Source organism: Enterobacter sp. WCHEn045836, assembly GCF_003965585.1.
GTDB lineage: Bacteria > Pseudomonadota > Gammaproteobacteria > Enterobacterales > Enterobacteriaceae > Enterobacter > Enterobacter dissolvens.
Map to the genome: position 1 here is coordinate 200,261 of NZ_RXPT01000002.1, position 16,460 is coordinate 216,720.

Here is a 16,460-nt window from a genome sequence, read left to right on the forward strand (position 1 = left end):
ACACTCCCTGAGAGGATAACGACGCGAGACCTTAGTGTGACCATGTCCGGATATGACGGCTGACTTCCGTGAGTTCGCTCACCCCGACCACGGTTGGCAACAGTTGCGAAATCACCCTGTTCCAGCGGGTCAGCGGCGCGGTGGTGACCCAGACAATGTCGTAGGGCTCCAGCCAGAATTCGGTTCCCAACATCATTGCCGTCGCATCACGTGCGTTGAGTTGATATACGCTGGCGATTTTCCCGTTGATGCGCTGCTTAAGGGGGCGAATAACGAAAATCCCGCTGGCGTCCGCCACATCCTGGCGAAGACCTTCGGCGTTTCCGATGGCTTCGGTGAGCGTCATGCCGCTGCGATCCATTTTCAGTGTGCTCTGCTTGCCGACTTCTCCCATAACGAAGACTTTGAGAGAGTCGTTGCGGGGGACAAACAGAATATCGCCAGGATGAAGCAGGTGATTTTGAGTAAGATCGCCACGTTGTAATAAGGCGTATAGCGAGAGCCGACTTTCTTTGCCGTTTTGCGTTAATACTACGTTGCGCCAGTCTGCGTCTGCGGTTAACCCACCGGCCGCGTGAATGGCATCCATCACCGTCAACGGAATATTTGTTACCGGCTGCTGGCCGGAATGTCCGACTTCCCCTGTGACATACACTTTTTGCGAGCGAAAGGCTGCAATATTCACATCAACCTGGGGGCTTTCAATGACCTTTTCCAGGCGCGTGGTAATGTCTGTTCGTACCTGAGCCAGCGTTTTGCCTGCTACCGACAGATGGCCTATGTAAGGGTAAAAAATGGTACCATCCGTGCCCACCCAGTTGCCCGAGTCACTCGGACTGCGGTATTCCCCCGCAGGAGTGGTTAATTCAGGATGAGACCAAACCGTAACCGTCAATACGTCGCCAATACCGATTCGGTATTCGTAATCCTGGATCTCTTTATCCAGTTGAGGATTCATCCGGGAGGAGACCGGGGGCGGCCGCAATTGCTCAATCAGCGAGGGCGTCAGTGGGTAAACATTCACGAGTGTATTTAGGTTTTCCGTTTCGCTACTCTCTTCGGTGTGATGAACAGCGATCCCTTGTCCGGTAGCAATCATGCAACCGGTCAGGGTAGTGAGCAGCATTGCTGTTAACGGAATTCGAAATAAAGAGGGCGCCATGATGATCATTTATCTGCACTGCGATTTTTCATGACAGCAGTATGATCGGGTACCCTTGATGTTAAAATAAGCCCTCGATTTAATTGATGTCAGGGAAAGACTATTCAGACGACAGGGATCGACTACACCTGTTTTAGCGCCATTAATCCAGATTGTTTTTGCGACTAAACTCGTATATGTCCATCATGTTTTGTAATTTAAGTTTTGTCATCAGGCGGCGTTTATACGTACTGATAGTTTTATCGCTTACGTTCATTAGCTTTGCGATATCGACTACCTTTATGCCTTTTGCCAGATAACGTAATACGTCCAACTCTTTTGCGGAGAGCGCTGTTATAGTATTTCCTTCCTCCTTAGTTGTTTGCCCTGGGGATTCCATTCTCATGAAATTTAAGGGGAAATAACCGTATCCACCCTGAATGGCGCGCATCGCGTTGTGTAATTCGGTAAGATTTTTTCGTTTATTAATAAACCCGTCCGCGCCGGCACTTATGCTGAGCCGAATATAATGCTCGTTATTTTTACTGCTCAGAATTAAAATGCCGCCCTGAAAACCGTTAGCGCGGATTCGCTGCGTCACATCAATGCCATTTAATGAAAGGATATCGATATCCAGGATAACAAGATCCGGTGATAATCGTTTTACCAGTTGTATTGCTTCCAGCCCATCTTCGGTCTCACCAACCACTGTCATACGCTCTTTCTCAAGCAATATTCTCACCGCCAGCCGGACAACGGGGTGATCATCCACAATCAATACATTTTTCATATCCACCCTGCTCCCTTTGCTGTGTACGTACTATTCCCAAATCTATTTATAAATCAGGCGTACGTAAATCAGGTACAAGACATGGCTGTATTTTATGTAGGGGATGGATAATGAGCTTGTCATCCATCAGGTGGCGTGATGTTAAAAATTCTGAAGCCGTCTTGAAATAATCTGATTCTTATTTACTCATATTTACAAGTGTTACCTTTTGACATAAGTTGCTCGTTTTTTAACAGTCAAGTTTGAAAACGGACTTATGCAGGGAGTTGCGCGGGTGTCAGGGAAAACGACGAGAAATATTATGTGGGCTGGCATGGCCTTGCTGGCAGGTGCTGCGCAGGCGGCCCCCCTGTCTCCGGCCGACCGTAATACTATTCAGCAGCAACAGCAGCAGCTTCTGGATGAAAACCAGCGCCAGCGTGAAGAGCTGGAGCGCAGCGTGGTATTACCGCGTCCTGTTCAGCCCGACAGTACCGCGACCCCGCAAGGACCCTGTTTTGTTATCTCGCGTATCGAACTGACGGGCGCCACCCTTGTTTCTCCGTTAGCCAGAGATCGCCTGGTTGCGCCGTGGGTGAACCAGTGTCTTGATATGGCGCGTCTCAATGCCCTGACCAACGCCGTCTCTGACTGGTATATCAGCCGGGGGTATATCACCAGCCGCGCATTTTTAACCGAACAGGATCTCTCTGGTGGTGTACTGCATCTCGCGGTACTGGAAGGCAAACTCCAGCAAATCCGGCTTGAAGGGGTTCCCGCCCGCACGCTGAGCATGACCTTCCCCGGCCTCGAAGGGAAAATTCTTAACCTGCGCGATATCGAACAGGGCATGGAGCAGCTCAATCGCGTACGTCAGACCCCGGTTGAAATAGAAATTTTGCCCGGCGACAGGCAGGGCTATTCTGTCGTTAATCTGACGGCTTCGCCTGAATTCCCGCTCGGCGGTTCAGTGAGTTTCGATAACAGCGGGCAAAAGAGTACCGGTACCGGACAACTCAATGGCGCGCTGTACGGCAATAACCTGCTGGGGCTGGCGGATAAGTGGTTTATCAGCGGCGGGCGCAGCAGCGATTTTTCGAACAGCCATGATGCGCAGAATTTTGCCGCCGGGGTCAGCGTGCCTTATGGCTACGGCTTGCTGGACTACAGCTACAGCTGGAGCAACTACCTCAGCACCATCGATAATAACGGCTGGCTCTGGCGTTCGACGGGCGACACCGAAACCCACCGCCTGAATGGCTCCTGGGTGCTGTTCCGCAATGGCGATATCAAAACCGGCGTGTCGGCGGGCATCACCCACCGCATCAACCATAACTATCTCGACGATGTTCTGCTGGCTACCAGCAGCCGCAAACTTTCAAGTTTCTCCCTGGGCCTTAACCACACGCAAAAAATCGCCTCCGGCGTGGCGACCCTGAACTCGATCTTCACTCAGGGTGTGCCGTGGTTTGGCGCCGAAGATGATAACGACAAGCATGGCGATGTGCCGAAAGCCGAGTTTCGCAAATGGAGTGTCAACGGCAGTTTTCAGCGCCCGGTTGCTGACGGGCTGTGGTTGTTGACCAGCGTCTATTTTCAGTGGTCGCCGGACCGGCTGTACGGCAGCGAGCGCCTGACGCTGGGGGGAGAGGCCTCCGTGCGCGGCTTCAAAGAGCAGTACCTCTCCGGTGATAACGGCGGTTACTGGCGAAATGAACTCAATTATTCGCTCTTTACGCTGCCGTGGGTGGGGGATGTTGGTCTGCTGGCGGCAGTTGACGGTGGCTGGCTGAAGAAGGACGGCTTTGACCGTTACGCCTCCGGCACGCTGTGGGGCGCCGCGTTTGGTCTGACGACGGCTCATCGCGGCTATTCAAGCCAGTTTACCGTTGGCACACCGATGGCGTATCCGGACTGGCTGGCACCGGATCACCTCACGATTTACTACCGCGTATCAGTGGCTTTCTAAGGGACAGGGATGATGAAACAGGATCAGGTTCGTTTTTCACAGCGCGCACTGAGCGCGTTACTGAGCGTTCTGCTGGCAACGCAGCCGCTGTTATCCGCGGTGGCGGCATCCATCACCCCGTCCGGCAATACGCAGATCGACAAGGCGGCCAACGGCGTGCCGGTGGTGAACATCGCCACGCCGAACCAGTCCGGTATTTCCCATAACAAATACAACGACTACAACGTCGGGAAAGAGGGGCTGATCCTCAATAACGCGACCGGGCAGCTTAACCAGACTCAGCTTGGCGGGCTTATCCAGAATAACCCCAACCTGAAGGCCGGGCAGGAAGCCAAAGGCATCATCAACGAAGTCACCGGCGCTAACCGCTCGAATTTGCAGGGCTATACCGAAGTGGCCGGCAAGGCGGCGAACGTCATTGTGGCGAATCCCTACGGTATCACCTGTAACGGCTGCGGATTTATCAACACGCCGAATGTGACCCTCACCACGGGTAAACCGGTGCTTGATGTCAGCGGTAAGCTGCAATCTCTTGATGTAACCCAGGGTGCGGTCACCATCGAGGGCGCGGGCCTGAATGGCTCGCAGAGCGATGCTGTGTCGATCATCTCCCGTGCGACGGAGATCAACGCGCAACTGCATGCGAAAGATTTACGTGTCGTTGCAGGGGCGAACCGCGTAGCGGCGGATGGCAGCGTCAGTGCGTTAAAAGGTGAAGGTACCGCCCCGAAGGTCGCGGTGGACACCGGCGCGCTGGGCGGCATGTACGCTAACCGGATCCGTCTGGTCTCCAGTGAAACGGGGGTGGGCGTAAACCTGGGCAACCTTAACGCGCGACAGGGAGATATTGCGCTCAGCAGCGCGGGAAAAGTGGTGCTGAAAGACACCCTTGCCAGTGGCAGCACCACGGTCAGCGCGGCGGACGTAACGTTACGCGGGGACCATAAAGCGGGTGGCAACGTCACGGTCTCCGGCCAGACGGCGCTGACGCTTGACCAGGCTCACGTTGCCGCCGATAACAACCTTCAGTTAACAACCCGCGGCACGCTGACGCAAAACGGCGGTGCGTTCACGGCGGCAAATGACGCTACGCTTGCCGCGACCACCCTGATCCAGAGTGCAGATGCCCGGGCAAGCGCGGGTCGTCATCTTGTCGTAAATGCTGAGAAAAACGCGGCGCTTAACGGTTCTGTTGTGGCGGGGCAGCAGCTGTCGGTTAAGGGTGGCGAACTGGTGCAGCAGGGAAATCTCAGTGCTTCCGAGATTGCCCTTAACGCGCAGACCCTGACGCAGGAGAGCCGCAGCACAACAAATGCCAGTGGCAACATCACGCTTACCACGTCTGGCCACAGCCAACTGAAAGGCAGCACAACCGCCGGACACTCTCTCGCCGTCAGCGCGGGCAGCCTCGCGCACAATGGCACATTAGCCGCCGTGGCGGATGCCCGGATTAACACCGGTAAATTCAGCAATACCGGCACCGTTCAGGGCAACAGCCTGACCGTCTCCGGAACGGATATCACCAGCTCTGGCACGCTGAAGAGCGCCTCCACGCTGGATATCCGCGCACGCAATGCCACGCTTTCCGGTGAGACCGGCGCGAAAGGCAAAACCACCGTAACCGCGAGCGGTAACCTGAACAACAGCGGCGCGCTTATCAGCGATGACACGCTGACGCTGAACGCGGCGCAGATCGTCAACAGCGGTGCGCTTTCCGGTGTCCGGGGGGTTACCACCTCAGCAGAGACGTTCACCGCCAGCGCAAAGTCAGTGACCCACAGCGACGGGGATGTGGCGCTGAACAACACCGATACCACGCTTGCTGGTGAAACCAGTGCCGGTGGCGCCGTTACCGTGCAGGGCCGCAGCCTCAACACCACGGCCACGGCACAGACGCAGGGCAACAGCGTGGGCGTGGCCGTGCAAAACGCAAACCTTGAAGGCACTCAGGCTGCCAAAGGCAATCTGACACTGAAGGCTGACAGCAGCCTCAACCACACGGGAAAATCATCAGCCTCAGGGCTTAAGGTTGAAACCGGCCATTTCAGCAACAGTGGAACTCTGACGGCCTCCTCGCTTGCAATCGACAGCCCTGAGGTCATTAACGGTGGTCTGATCCACGCCGGACAAACGCTGTCGCTGGTTTCCCGTCTGCTGGATAACCGCAGCAGCGGCGTGCTGTACAGCCCGGCGGCGCTGTCGCTTTCCCTCTCTGAACTGAACAACGCCGGTATTATCACCAGCGACGCGGCGCTTTCTCTCTCTGGTTCAAATCTGACCAACAGCGGCGAGCTGAGCGGTGCTTCACTGGCAATTGATTACGAGACGCTGAAGAACAGCGCGGAGGGGATGCTGCTGGCTCACGGGGCCAACCGCATCACGGCACAGTCGGTGTCCAGTGCGGGCAGCATGGTGGGCAACACCCTGACGCTGAATGCCGATCGTCTGGAAAGTGCCGGTCTGTTACAGGGCGATAGCGCATTATCACTGACCGCCGGGATCCTGAATTTACTGACAGGCTCCCGCACGCTGACGGGGGGAGAACTCGGCCTTTCAGGTACCACGCTGACTACCGCAGGGCAGCTCCAGGGACAGGATGTCAGCATCCGTGCCTTTGACTGGAATAACCGCGGAAGTTCCCTTGCGACCGGCTCACTTGACGTGACGACCGCCGGAACACTCAGCAATACCGGCGAACTGATGAGCCAGGGCAACGGCACGCTGAATGCGGTCAATACCGTTAACAGCGGCAATATGTTGTCGGCCGGTGACCTTTCGCTTAACGGAAAGACGCTGCGCAACAGCGGTACGCTTCAGGGGAATCGCGTCACCGCGCATCAGGACACCATCACGAACAGCGGAACGCTGACCGGGATTGCCGCCCTGACGCTGGCCGCGCGCCTGGAGATGGCGGCGCCATTACTGACGCTGGTGAATGACGCGTCGGGATCGTTGCTGACCGCGGGCGAGTTGTCCGTGACGGGCGGCGATCTGCGTAACGCAGGGCAATGGCAGGGGAAACGGGTACTTATTCATGCGCAGGCGCTTACGAACGGCGGTGCGATCCAGGCAGAAAATTTACTGGATGCGCAAATTGTCAGCACCCTTACCGGGACAACGGGCAGCAAAATCACCTCCAATGGAGAACTGGCGCTCTCAGCACTGACGCTGGCAAACAGCGGGCAGTGGATTGCAAAACACCTCACGCTGGGGGCCAGTACCCTGAACAACAGCGGCGAGATCACCGGCGTTGATGCGCTTTCGGTCGCCCTTACGCAGCTGAATAACCAGGCCGGAGGAAAACTGCTCAGCGCAGGCGCGCTGACGCTTGATGCGGACAATGCAACGAATGCCGGGCAAATCCAGGGGAAAGCGACCACGGTTACCGCCGGGCAACTCATTAACAGCGGACGGCTTCAGGGAGAAGCGCTGACGCTGAATGCCTCGGGCGCGCTGAACAATACCGCCAGCGGTGTGCTGCTGAGCGAGAATGCGCTGACGGTATCGACAGCCACGCTGAACAATCAGGGCACGCTGCAGGGCGGTGGGGAATCTTCGGTGAAGGCCACCACCCGCGTACAGAACGACGGCAAAATGCTCTCCGGTGGCAAACTCACGCTGACCGCACCGGAACTGGAGAACAGCAGCAGCGGTCTGGTTCAGGCGGTGAGGTTGCTGCTGGATGTGGTGAACGCCGTGAATGGCGGAAATGTCCTCGCAACGACACGCGCAGAACTGCGCGGCAGCTCGCTTGATAACAGCGGCACACTCCAGGGCGCTGATTTGCAGGCAAATTACCAGAGCGTAACCAACAGCGGAACGGTATTAGGTACCACTTCGCTTACGGTAAACGGTGACGTTCTCGATAATACCGTGAGCGGTAAGCTCTACAGCGGGGATAAGCTGCTGCTCGACGTGCGAAATTACAGCGGCCGTGGTGATGTGGTTTCCCTGGGCGATGCCACGCTGAAACTGGTGAATGCGCTCGCTAACACCGGCACCCTGGCTGCAGGTAAAACGCTGTCTGTCTCATCGCAGAATGCCATGACGAACAGCGGCGTAATGCAGGGCAATGCCATTGCCCTCAGTGCTGGCGGCGCGTTAACGAATAACGGTACGCTCACCATCGGGAACGGTAGCAGTACCTTCAACGCGCAGAGCCTGTTGCTCAATGCCTCTGGTTCGCTTCAGGCGGGCGGAGATGTACAGCTTACCTCACGTGAAAACATCACCGTCAGCGGTTTCACCGGTACAGCGGGTAGTCTGATGATGACGGCCGCCGGTACGCTGCTGAACACGGCGCTGATTTATGCGGGCAATAACCTGATGTTATATGCCGACCGTATTCATAACGTCTACGGCGACATTCTGGCCGGTAACAGCCTGTGGATGCAGAAGAATGCAGTCGGGGAGGCAAACGCTGAAGTTATTAACCGCTCCGGTACGATTGAGACCACACGCGGTGATATCACCGTTAATACCGGCCATTTACTCAATGAAGCCGATGGCCTGACTGTCAGCCAGTCTGAACGGGAATACCCGGATGCCATTCCTGCTGCAGATGAACACTACTTTAGTTATGACCTCAACGGCAGACGTTCGGATTTTGTCCTCCTTCTTGAAGACTGGAAAAATGATGGCAGTAAGGTTGTTTTTGACAGGTATGAGCGTTGCGTCGGCAGTGGCGCAAATGGCAGTGGACAGTGTAGTGACAGGGTTGATTATCGCCTCACAGGGGAAGATATCCGGCAATTCCTGCTGAGTGAATCGGTTGTGTCCGTATCGGCCACCGGCAGTTCCGCCCGAATGGCAGCTGGACGCGATATCATAGTTAATGCAGGAACGCTGGATAACCGCGCCAGCCATATTCTTGCGGGACGTAACGCCGTTCTTACGGGAGGGACACTAAATAACCTCTCTGCCGAAGGTGGACGCCGCGTAACCTACGTTCAGGCTGAATACCGTTGTGAGTGGTTTTACCAGGACTGCAACGACAGTAAATGGGAACCTCTGACACACTATGCAGACGGAAGTTGGGGCTGGTTTGATGAGGACTACGGCTGGTATGGCTGGGTGCCTTATCTCCTCGGTGAACGCACAACCGAATTTGTGGCCGATGGCGGAATATACCGCTCAGTCATCAGTGCTGGCGGTAACGTCAGTGCAAACTTTACGAGTGATATCAGCAATACTAACGTCACTGCAAATGCGGGTGAGTTCAGTAATACGATTAAAACCCCAACGCTGAATACACTCACGCCTGAAGCCATTGGTAAGGGTCTTAACAGTGAATTACTGGCTCAAGGTGGCAGTGCAGACATTCGTCTGTCTGAACAACTGGGGAATATTTCCGACGCCCTGAAAGATATCTCCGGCGGTTCATCACTCTCCGACCAAAACGGCAGCAGCGGTAACTATCCGCTGCCGTCCGGCAATAACGGCTATTTTGTCCCCTCCACCGATCCCGATAGCCCGTATCTGATTACGGTGAACCCGAAGCTCGATGACCTCGGCAACATGGACGACAGCCTGTTTAATGGACTGTATGACCTGCTTGGCATAACACCCGGTGCCACACCGCGTGAAACCAACAGCGCGTACACCGATCGGAACCAGTTCCTTGGCTCGTCCTATTTCCTGGACAGGCTCGGCCTGAACCCGGATCGCGACTACCGGTTCCTCGGCGACGCGGCGTTTGATACCCGTTACGTCAGTAACGCGATTCTGAACCAGACCGGTAGCCGCTATATCAACGGCATCGGCTCCGATCTCGATCAGATGCGCTACCTGATGGACAGCGCCGCAGAGCAACAAAAAACGCTGGGGCTGAAATTTGGCGTGGCGCTTACGGCTGAGCAGGTTGCCGCGCTCGATAAAAGCATGCTCTGGTGGGAGTCAGCGACCATCAACGGTCAGACGGTGATGATCCCGAAAGTCTACCTGTCGCCGAAGGATGTCACCGTTCACAGCGGCAGCGTGATTAGCGGCAATAACGTCCAGCTGGCGGGCGGGAACGTCATTAACAGCGGCAGTACCATTGCGGCGCAGAATGGGCTATCAATCGACAGCAGCAACAGCCTGAGCAACCTCAATGCGGGGCTGCTGAGCGCAGGCGGCGGGCTGAACCTGAGCGCGCTGGGGGATATCAATAACATCGGATCCACCATCAGCGGCAAAACGGTAGGGCTGGAGAGCGTCGCGGGCAGCATTAACAACATTACCCGCGCACAGCAGTGGAATGTCGATGCGGGAAATGTGCATTTCAGTGGCACCGATGTCGGCAAGACGGCCTCCATCACCGCCACCGACGGGCTGACGATGCGCGCCGGACAGGATATCAACGTGACCGGCGCAAACGTCTCGGCGGGTGGCAGCCTGGGTATGGCGGCGGGGAATGATATCAACATCACCGCCAACGAGATTGCGACCAGCGAAGGACGTGCCGGGCGCAACCGCGCGACTACGGAGACGGCGTCCGTCACGCATCAGGGCAGCACCCTGAGCGCGGGCGGTGACCTCACCCTGCAGGCGGGTAACGACGTGAATGCCCGTGCGGCAGCGATAGCGGCGGAAGGCAATGTGGGCATTCAGGCCGGTCGGGATGTGAACCTGCTGGCGGAAGCGTCGATGGAACGCTCCAGCAGCCAGGCGAAGAAAAAAACAGCCATTGACGAATCTGTACGTCAGCAGGGTACGGAGATTGCCAGCGGGGGGAATACGGTGATCCTCGCAGGGCGCGACGTAACCGCGCAGGCAACTGACGTGACAGCGAAGGGCGATATTGGCGTGGCGGCAGGCCGCGACGTAAATCTGACGACGGCGACGGAGAGCGATTACCGCTATCGGGAACAAACTAAAACCAGTAGCGGCTTCCTGAGCAAAAAGACCACCCACACCATCGAGGAAGACAGCGCGACACGGGAGAAAGGCTCGCTGCTGAGCGGCGACAATGTAACGGTGTCGGCGGGTAACAACCTGCGGGTGTTAGGTTCTGCGGTCGCTGGCGACGGCGATGTGGCCCTTTCCGCGGGCAACAATGTGGACATCGTGGCGGCGACCAACACCGACACGGCCTGGCGCTTTAAGGAGACCAAAAAGTCCGGCCTGATGGGCACGGGCGGCATTGGCTTCACCATCGGCAGCAGCAAGTCCACCCACGATCTTCGCGAGCAGGGTACCACCCAGAGCGAGAGCTTCAGCACCGTCGGCTCGACGGGCGGCAACGTCAGCATTGCAGCGGGCAAACAGGCGCATATCGGCGGGGCAGATATCATCGCACAGAAGGATATCAGCCTGACCGGTGACAGCATGGTGATTGAGCCGGGGCATGACAAACGCACCCGCGATGAGAAATTTGAGCAGAAGAGCAGCGGACTGACGGTGGCGTTGTCCGGGGCGGCGGGGAGCGCGGTGAATAACGCGGTCACCACGGCCCAGAGCGCGAAGCAGAGCAGCGACTCACGTCTGGCGGCACTGCAGGGTACGCAGGCGGCGCTGTCAGGCGTACAGGCCGGACAGGCCGTGGCGCTGGATCAGGTGAAGGGCGACTCTGACAAACGCAATAACAACACCATCGGCGTCAGCGCGTCGATTGGGTCACAGTCGTCCAAATCCTCATCGCACATGGAGAGCGAAACGACCACGGGCAGCTCCCTGAGTGCAGGCAATAACGTCACGATAAAAGCCACCGGAAGCGACATCACCGTGGCGGGAAGCCAGATTAAGGCCGGAAAGGACGTGACGCTTGATGCAGCACGGGACGTCAACCTGATTGCCTCGCAGGACACGCAGCAGACAACGGGTAAAAACAGCAGCAGCGGTGGCAGCCTGGGTGTTGGAGTGGGTGTCGGTTCCGGTGGGGCGGGCATCAGCATCTCGGCGAACGCAAACAGCAGCAAGGGGCACGAGAAGGGCAACGGTGTCTGGCAGAACGAGACCACGGTGGATGCGGGTAACCGCGTGACCATCAACACCGGGCGCGACGCGACGATCGCCGGGGCGCAGGTGAGCGGCGAAACCGTGGTGGCGGATATCGGGCGCGACCTGACGATTGCCAGCACCCAGGACAGCGATCACTACAACAGCAAGCAGAACAGCGTCAGCGGCGGTGCGGGTTACACCTTTGGTGCAGGCGGTTTCTCCGGCAGCATCAATGTCAGCCGCGACAAAATGACCAGCGACTACGACTCGGTGCAGGAGCAGAGCGGGCTGTTTGCAGGCAACGGCGGGTTTGACGTGACGGTGGGCAACCATACGCAGCTCGACGGCGGGGTGATTGCCTCCACGGCGACGGCGGATAAAAACCGTCTAGATACGGGCACGCTGGGCTTTAGCGATATCCACAACCAGGCGGATTTTAAGACGGAGCATCAGGGCGCGGGTATCAGTTCGGGCGGCAGCATCGGCAAGCAGTTTGCCGGGAATATGGCGAACGCTCTGCTGGCCGGAGGCGGTAACAGCGGTCACGCGGAAGGGACAACACAGGCGGCGGTGAGCGAAGGGACGCTCATCATCCGCGATAAGGAGAACCAGAAGCAGGATGTGGCTGACCTGAGCCGCGATGCGGAACATGCGAACGGCAGCATCAGCCCGATATTTGACAAGGAGAAGGAGCAGCAGCGCCTGCAGGAAGTGCAGTTGATTGGTGAGATTGGCTCGCAGGTGGTGGATATTGCGAACACGCAGGGGGAAATAAACGGGCTGAACGCAGGCAGAAAAGAGCTTGCAGAGAAAGGGATAACCGAGCCGGGGGCGGATGCCAGCGACGAGGTTAAAGCCGCATATCAGAATGCCCTGCGCGAGACCGGTGCGTATAAGACCACGACGGCAAAATACGGAACGGGTAGCGACCTGCAGCGGGGTATCCAGGCGGCGACGGCCGCGCTTCAGGGGCTGGCGGGCAGCGACCTGAAGGCAGCACTGGCAGGGGCATCGGCGCCGGAGCTGGCGTATCGTATTGGTCACGGCATGGGGATCGATAATAATACGGCAGCGAAAACCATTGCGCATGCCATCCTGGGCGGTGCGGTTGCGGCGCTGCAGGGAAACAGTGCAGCAGCGGGTGCGGCCGGAGCGGCGACCGGTGAGCTTGCGGCGAAGGCGATAGCGGGTATGCTGTACCCTGACGTCAAAGATTTATCGACGCTGAGTGAAGAGCAGAAGCAGACGGTCAGTGCGCTGGCAACGATATCAGCCGGGATGGCTGGCGGGCTTGCTGGAGACAGTACGGGTTCGGCGGTTGCTGGCGGGCAGGGTGGGAAGAATGCGGCTGAGAATAATGCGCTGGCGCATGTTCTGGCAGCAGCGGAGAAAGAAAAACCGGGTACGATAGCGAAATACCAGGCCGCCAGAGAAGCCATGTGTAAGCAAGACCCGGAAGCGTGTCGTCAGGCAGTGAATGAGGCGGCGAATCTGGGGCTGGATTTTGTGCCGATAGTCGGGGATATCAAAGGGTTCCACGAGGCTGAGACGGCGCTGGATTATCTTGCTGCGGCAATCGGATTAATACCGGGTGCGGGTGATGTAGCGGGTAAGACGATCAAGGCGGCGGAAAAGGCGCTGAAGGCCGGGGATGTTGAAACAGCGTCTAAGCTGATAAATAAAGCCAGTGATGAAGTTTATACGACGCTTCCTATGGGAAGTAAACGTAATCCCATGAATCAGCCGAGTAATCCGTCTTATCAACCAGTCAGAAACCAGCCAGCAACGATCAGTAACAGGGAATATTCTGGTCATGCCTTAGACCGAATGCAGGATCGAGGGGTTACGCCTTCTGTTGTTGAAAATACGATTAAAAATGGACAATCAACTCCTGGTCGAGGTGGCACGACAGTACATTTTGATCCTGAGAGTAAAATATCAGTGGTAACAAATGAAACTGGAAGGGTGGTGACGGTTAAATATGGAAACAAATAAGAAAGATGTCATTTGTGAATATGCGCTTAATTCGTTAGGCGACATAGCTAGTTTCGCAAGGTTTGTCAGCTATGCGGAAGATCTCTCCCAACTAGATGAATTGTTTGAAAATAATAAGGATAAAGAGGATTACGAACAAATATGGTTCGAGTTAGAAATCATTAACGCACTTGCTTTATCTCAATGGGAAACCGAAGGATGTCCTTCGGACTGGAAAAAACAGTGGGAATTTGGTTATAAGCAAGATGCGTCCCATATCATGGATGAACTACTTAACTTGTTGAAGTAAATTGAGATCCCGGCCACCGGGCCGGGATCCTTTTATCCGTCAGCCAACCGGCTCGATCACCATACTTCCTTGTTCCATGCTGACCGTGACCGGGGTGTCGGTGCTGAATCATGCCTCTGCCAGCAAGTTGGCGCTCAGGCGCAGGGCCAGAGCGAAAGTTTCAGCATTTTCTTCTCGACGGGCGGTAACGTCAGCATTGCAGCGGACAAACAGGAGCATATCGGCGGGGCGGATAGGTTTACTAAAACACGTTCTAACGGGGAGACGTTGTATTACAACCCAACAACAAATACTTTTGCTGTTAAAACGGCAGATGGGGTTCCTAAAACAATGTTTAAGCCGTACCCATGTTGATCATGGATACAAATCGAACCTGGACTACTTTAATGCACAATAATGAATTTTATGTATGCCGAGTATGTGGCGCTGAACAGCTAGATCCTCCTTGGGGGGAAGATGGTCAAATACCAAGTTATGACATATGTGACTGTTGTGGTGTTGAGTTTGGGTATGAAGATATGAATTTGGAGTCGATCAAACGCTACAGACAAAAATGGCTCGACAGTGGTGCTAACTGGTTCAGAAAGAAAAATAAACCAGAAAGCTGGTTCTTAGATAGGCAGTTACAAAATATTCCTAAACAGTATCGTTGAGTGAATGATCCCGGCCACCGAGCCGGGAGCGTTCTGTCAGGCTTTACTCGAAGTTCCCGTATCTGCGCTGGATCACTGACAGATTGTCGACCTTAACGGCCGTGGATATTTCAGGAAGCGGTAAACGCCGAATTAGGCCTGAATTAAGTACGAAAGAGCGGTAAGCGTAAGCAAGCAGAAGGATATTCTCCTTCATTATTTTATCTCAAGGAAAGAAAATGAAAGTAATAACATTCACAGTAACTACTTTACTATTCGTTGTAGCGCTAACGGGGTGTGCCAGCAAAATAAAGCCTGAAACAGTAACCTCTTCCAATGGTAGTTCAATTGAGATTATGGCTGTGTCAGCACAGGCAGATCTTAATAATAACCGTATCGCAGATAATTCACTACGCGTAGTTACTCCGACTCATAACGCTGTAGGAAAAGGGTTGGCCGTTTTGTCTGTGTTAACCGGAAATATAAAACCCAGCAGTTTTGATAAAGAAAATTATAAAGGGGAAATCATCGAGTCGATCAAAAACCCTACTGATACCTACCTCGCTCAAGGTGCAAAGAAAAGTATCAGTAAGTGGATGGACTCCCAATCCAGCGGTTATGTTTATAAAGAACAACTCCATATTGGCCATGCTACCTGGGCATTGATTTTTAAAGATGCTACAGCAACCACTCCCGTTTATCAGTTGAAATATAAAGTGCTGTTCTATAAGAAACCTGAGGGTGGGAATATGTTTTCCGCGTATACTGTAGCTGAATGTTCCCCCGTTCCTGTGGAAGCGAATCTGTCAGAGTGGGAACGTGATAATTATAAGAAGGTGACTGTTGAAACCCAGAAATATATGGATGCGTGTATCATTGAATTAAATAATCAACTCCCGCGCTTGCTGAAGAAATAGCATTTGTATAAAAATAGTCCCGGTTTTAAAACCGGGATGTTATCTGTATGAAAATTAGCTTTCGATAAAAATAATTATGGGAATGGTGAAGTAGCTTCGGAAAATATTTTTGAACAATATCATTGAATGATCCCTACCTCCGTGCTGGAAATTCTATATCAATTGTTACATTTACTCTCATTACACGTTGCGGGGCTTGATCGCAGTTGTCATTCTGATTACCCCGCCCCCTATGCCCGGTTTACCATAAAATTCCTAAAATGTGTAATTTGCCAGCGACATCACTTTATCTTGCTCTGGATTGTTCATCTTCCATGTTAAAATACGTAGCAAACAACATTGTTAAAGGACAAACGATGAAAATGAAGCTTTCCCTGTTTTGCGCAAATACAGGTTTAAGTAAAAAAGACTTTCCCTTATGGTCAGATGTTTACGATGCGCTTCATCAGCTCAGGACGAATACGGGAAGCGTTAATATTGTAGATGTTGATAATCAAAAAACGCTCAGCATCCATTCGGATGGTATGCATTTCCTGCTCTCATTAATTAAGGGTAAGGATGATAAAACAAACATACAAAGCATCCAGACTGCTTTTTTTGAAAGGAAAGAAAGTTCTGTTCCGCCTGTTTTTCTGAGTCACTCTCATGACCTGATAAGTGATTTCGAGTTTGTGACTGAGGTTTGCAGATCCTTTTTCTTCACAGGACAGGTTTAGCGTTTTGCTGCATTAAAACCCTCCTGTAATATCTGGCATTAAAATTCCAAACCTATTTGTTTAGATCATTATGCCTAATGAAAAGTAGGTTGTGTTCGCGTATTCCGTATTT

General features: G+C 54.4%; 8 protein-coding genes. 6 read left to right on the top strand and 2 right to left on the bottom strand.

All coding sequences use genetic code 11. The annotated features are described in order from the left end of the window. Positions 1 to 31 precede the first annotated feature (31 nt). Positions 32 to 1,162 (bottom strand): polysaccharide export protein, encoded by a 1,131-nt coding sequence (locus EKN38_RS03360; RefSeq protein ID WP_043951808.1) that lies wholly within the window; start codon positions 1,160 to 1,162, stop codon positions 32 to 34. A gap of 142 nt (positions 1,163 to 1,304) precedes the next feature. Continuing rightward, positions 1,305 to 1,931 (bottom strand): response regulator, encoded by a 627-nt coding sequence (locus tag EKN38_RS03365; protein ID WP_014833363.1) that lies wholly within the window; start codon positions 1,929 to 1,931, stop codon positions 1,305 to 1,307. Positions 1,932 to 2,232: 301 nt separating this feature from the next. Here EKN38_RS03365 and EKN38_RS03370 point away from each other — a divergent pair, with 301 nt between their 5' ends. From EKN38_RS03370 to EKN38_RS03400, 6 genes are all read left to right on the top strand, one after another. Next, complete coding sequence (locus EKN38_RS03370) at positions 2,233 to 3,879, top strand: ShlB/FhaC/HecB family hemolysin secretion/activation protein (protein WP_014833362.1); 1,647 nt, start codon at positions 2,233 to 2,235, stop codon at positions 3,877 to 3,879. Between the two features lie 9 nt (positions 3,880 to 3,888). Further along, a complete protein-coding gene (cdiA, locus tag EKN38_RS03375; protein WP_238540746.1) occupies positions 3,889 to 13,794 on the top strand; it encodes a contact-dependent inhibition effector 16S rRNA endonuclease in 9,906 nt (3,301 codons plus the stop codon). Continuing rightward, positions 13,781 to 14,083, top strand: a complete 303-nt coding sequence (locus EKN38_RS03380; protein WP_014833360.1) for a hypothetical protein — start codon at positions 13,781 to 13,783, stop codon at positions 14,081 to 14,083. Before cdiA ends, EKN38_RS03380 begins: the two co-directional genes overlap by 14 nt. A gap of 386 nt (positions 14,084 to 14,469) precedes the next feature. Continuing rightward, the gene (locus EKN38_RS03390; protein ID WP_014833359.1) at positions 14,470 to 14,736 is read left to right on the top strand and encodes a hypothetical protein; all 267 of its coding nucleotides are present in this window, start codon (positions 14,470 to 14,472) and stop codon (positions 14,734 to 14,736) included. A 218-nt stretch (positions 14,737 to 14,954) separates the two neighbouring features. After that, positions 14,955 to 15,632: a hypothetical protein gene (locus tag EKN38_RS03395; protein ID WP_014833358.1), complete on the top strand. Its 678-nt coding sequence runs from the start codon at positions 14,955 to 14,957 to the stop codon at positions 15,630 to 15,632. A gap of 356 nt (positions 15,633 to 15,988) precedes the next feature. Further along, the gene (locus tag EKN38_RS03400; protein ID WP_232943025.1) at positions 15,989 to 16,348 is read left to right on the top strand and encodes a DUF6911 family protein; all 360 of its coding nucleotides are present in this window, start codon (positions 15,989 to 15,991) and stop codon (positions 16,346 to 16,348) included. Positions 16,349 to 16,460 lie beyond the last annotated feature (112 nt).

What these genes read in the sequence shown, in the direction of transcription:
- EKN38_RS03360 (WP_043951808.1), bottom strand. Translation starts at nt 1,162, where the DNA reads ATGGCGCCCTCTTTATTTCGAATTCCGTTAACAGCAATGCTGCTCACT.
- EKN38_RS03365 (WP_014833363.1), bottom strand. Translation starts at nt 1,931, where the DNA reads ATGAAAAATGTATTGATTGTGGATGATCACCCCGTTGTCCGGCTGGCG.
- EKN38_RS03370 (WP_014833362.1), top strand. Translation starts at nt 2,233, where the DNA reads ATGTGGGCTGGCATGGCCTTGCTGGCAGGTGCTGCGCAGGCGGCCCCC.
- cdiA (WP_238540746.1), top strand. Translation starts at nt 3,889, where the DNA reads ATGATGAAACAGGATCAGGTTCGTTTTTCACAGCGCGCACTGAGCGCG.
- EKN38_RS03380 (WP_014833360.1), top strand. Translation starts at nt 13,781, where the DNA reads ATGGAAACAAATAAGAAAGATGTCATTTGTGAATATGCGCTTAATTCG.
- EKN38_RS03390 (WP_014833359.1), top strand. Translation starts at nt 14,470, where the DNA reads ATGCACAATAATGAATTTTATGTATGCCGAGTATGTGGCGCTGAACAG.
- EKN38_RS03395 (WP_014833358.1), top strand. Translation starts at nt 14,955, where the DNA reads ATGAAAGTAATAACATTCACAGTAACTACTTTACTATTCGTTGTAGCG.
- EKN38_RS03400 (WP_232943025.1), top strand. Translation starts at nt 15,989, where the DNA reads ATGAAAATGAAGCTTTCCCTGTTTTGCGCAAATACAGGTTTAAGTAAA.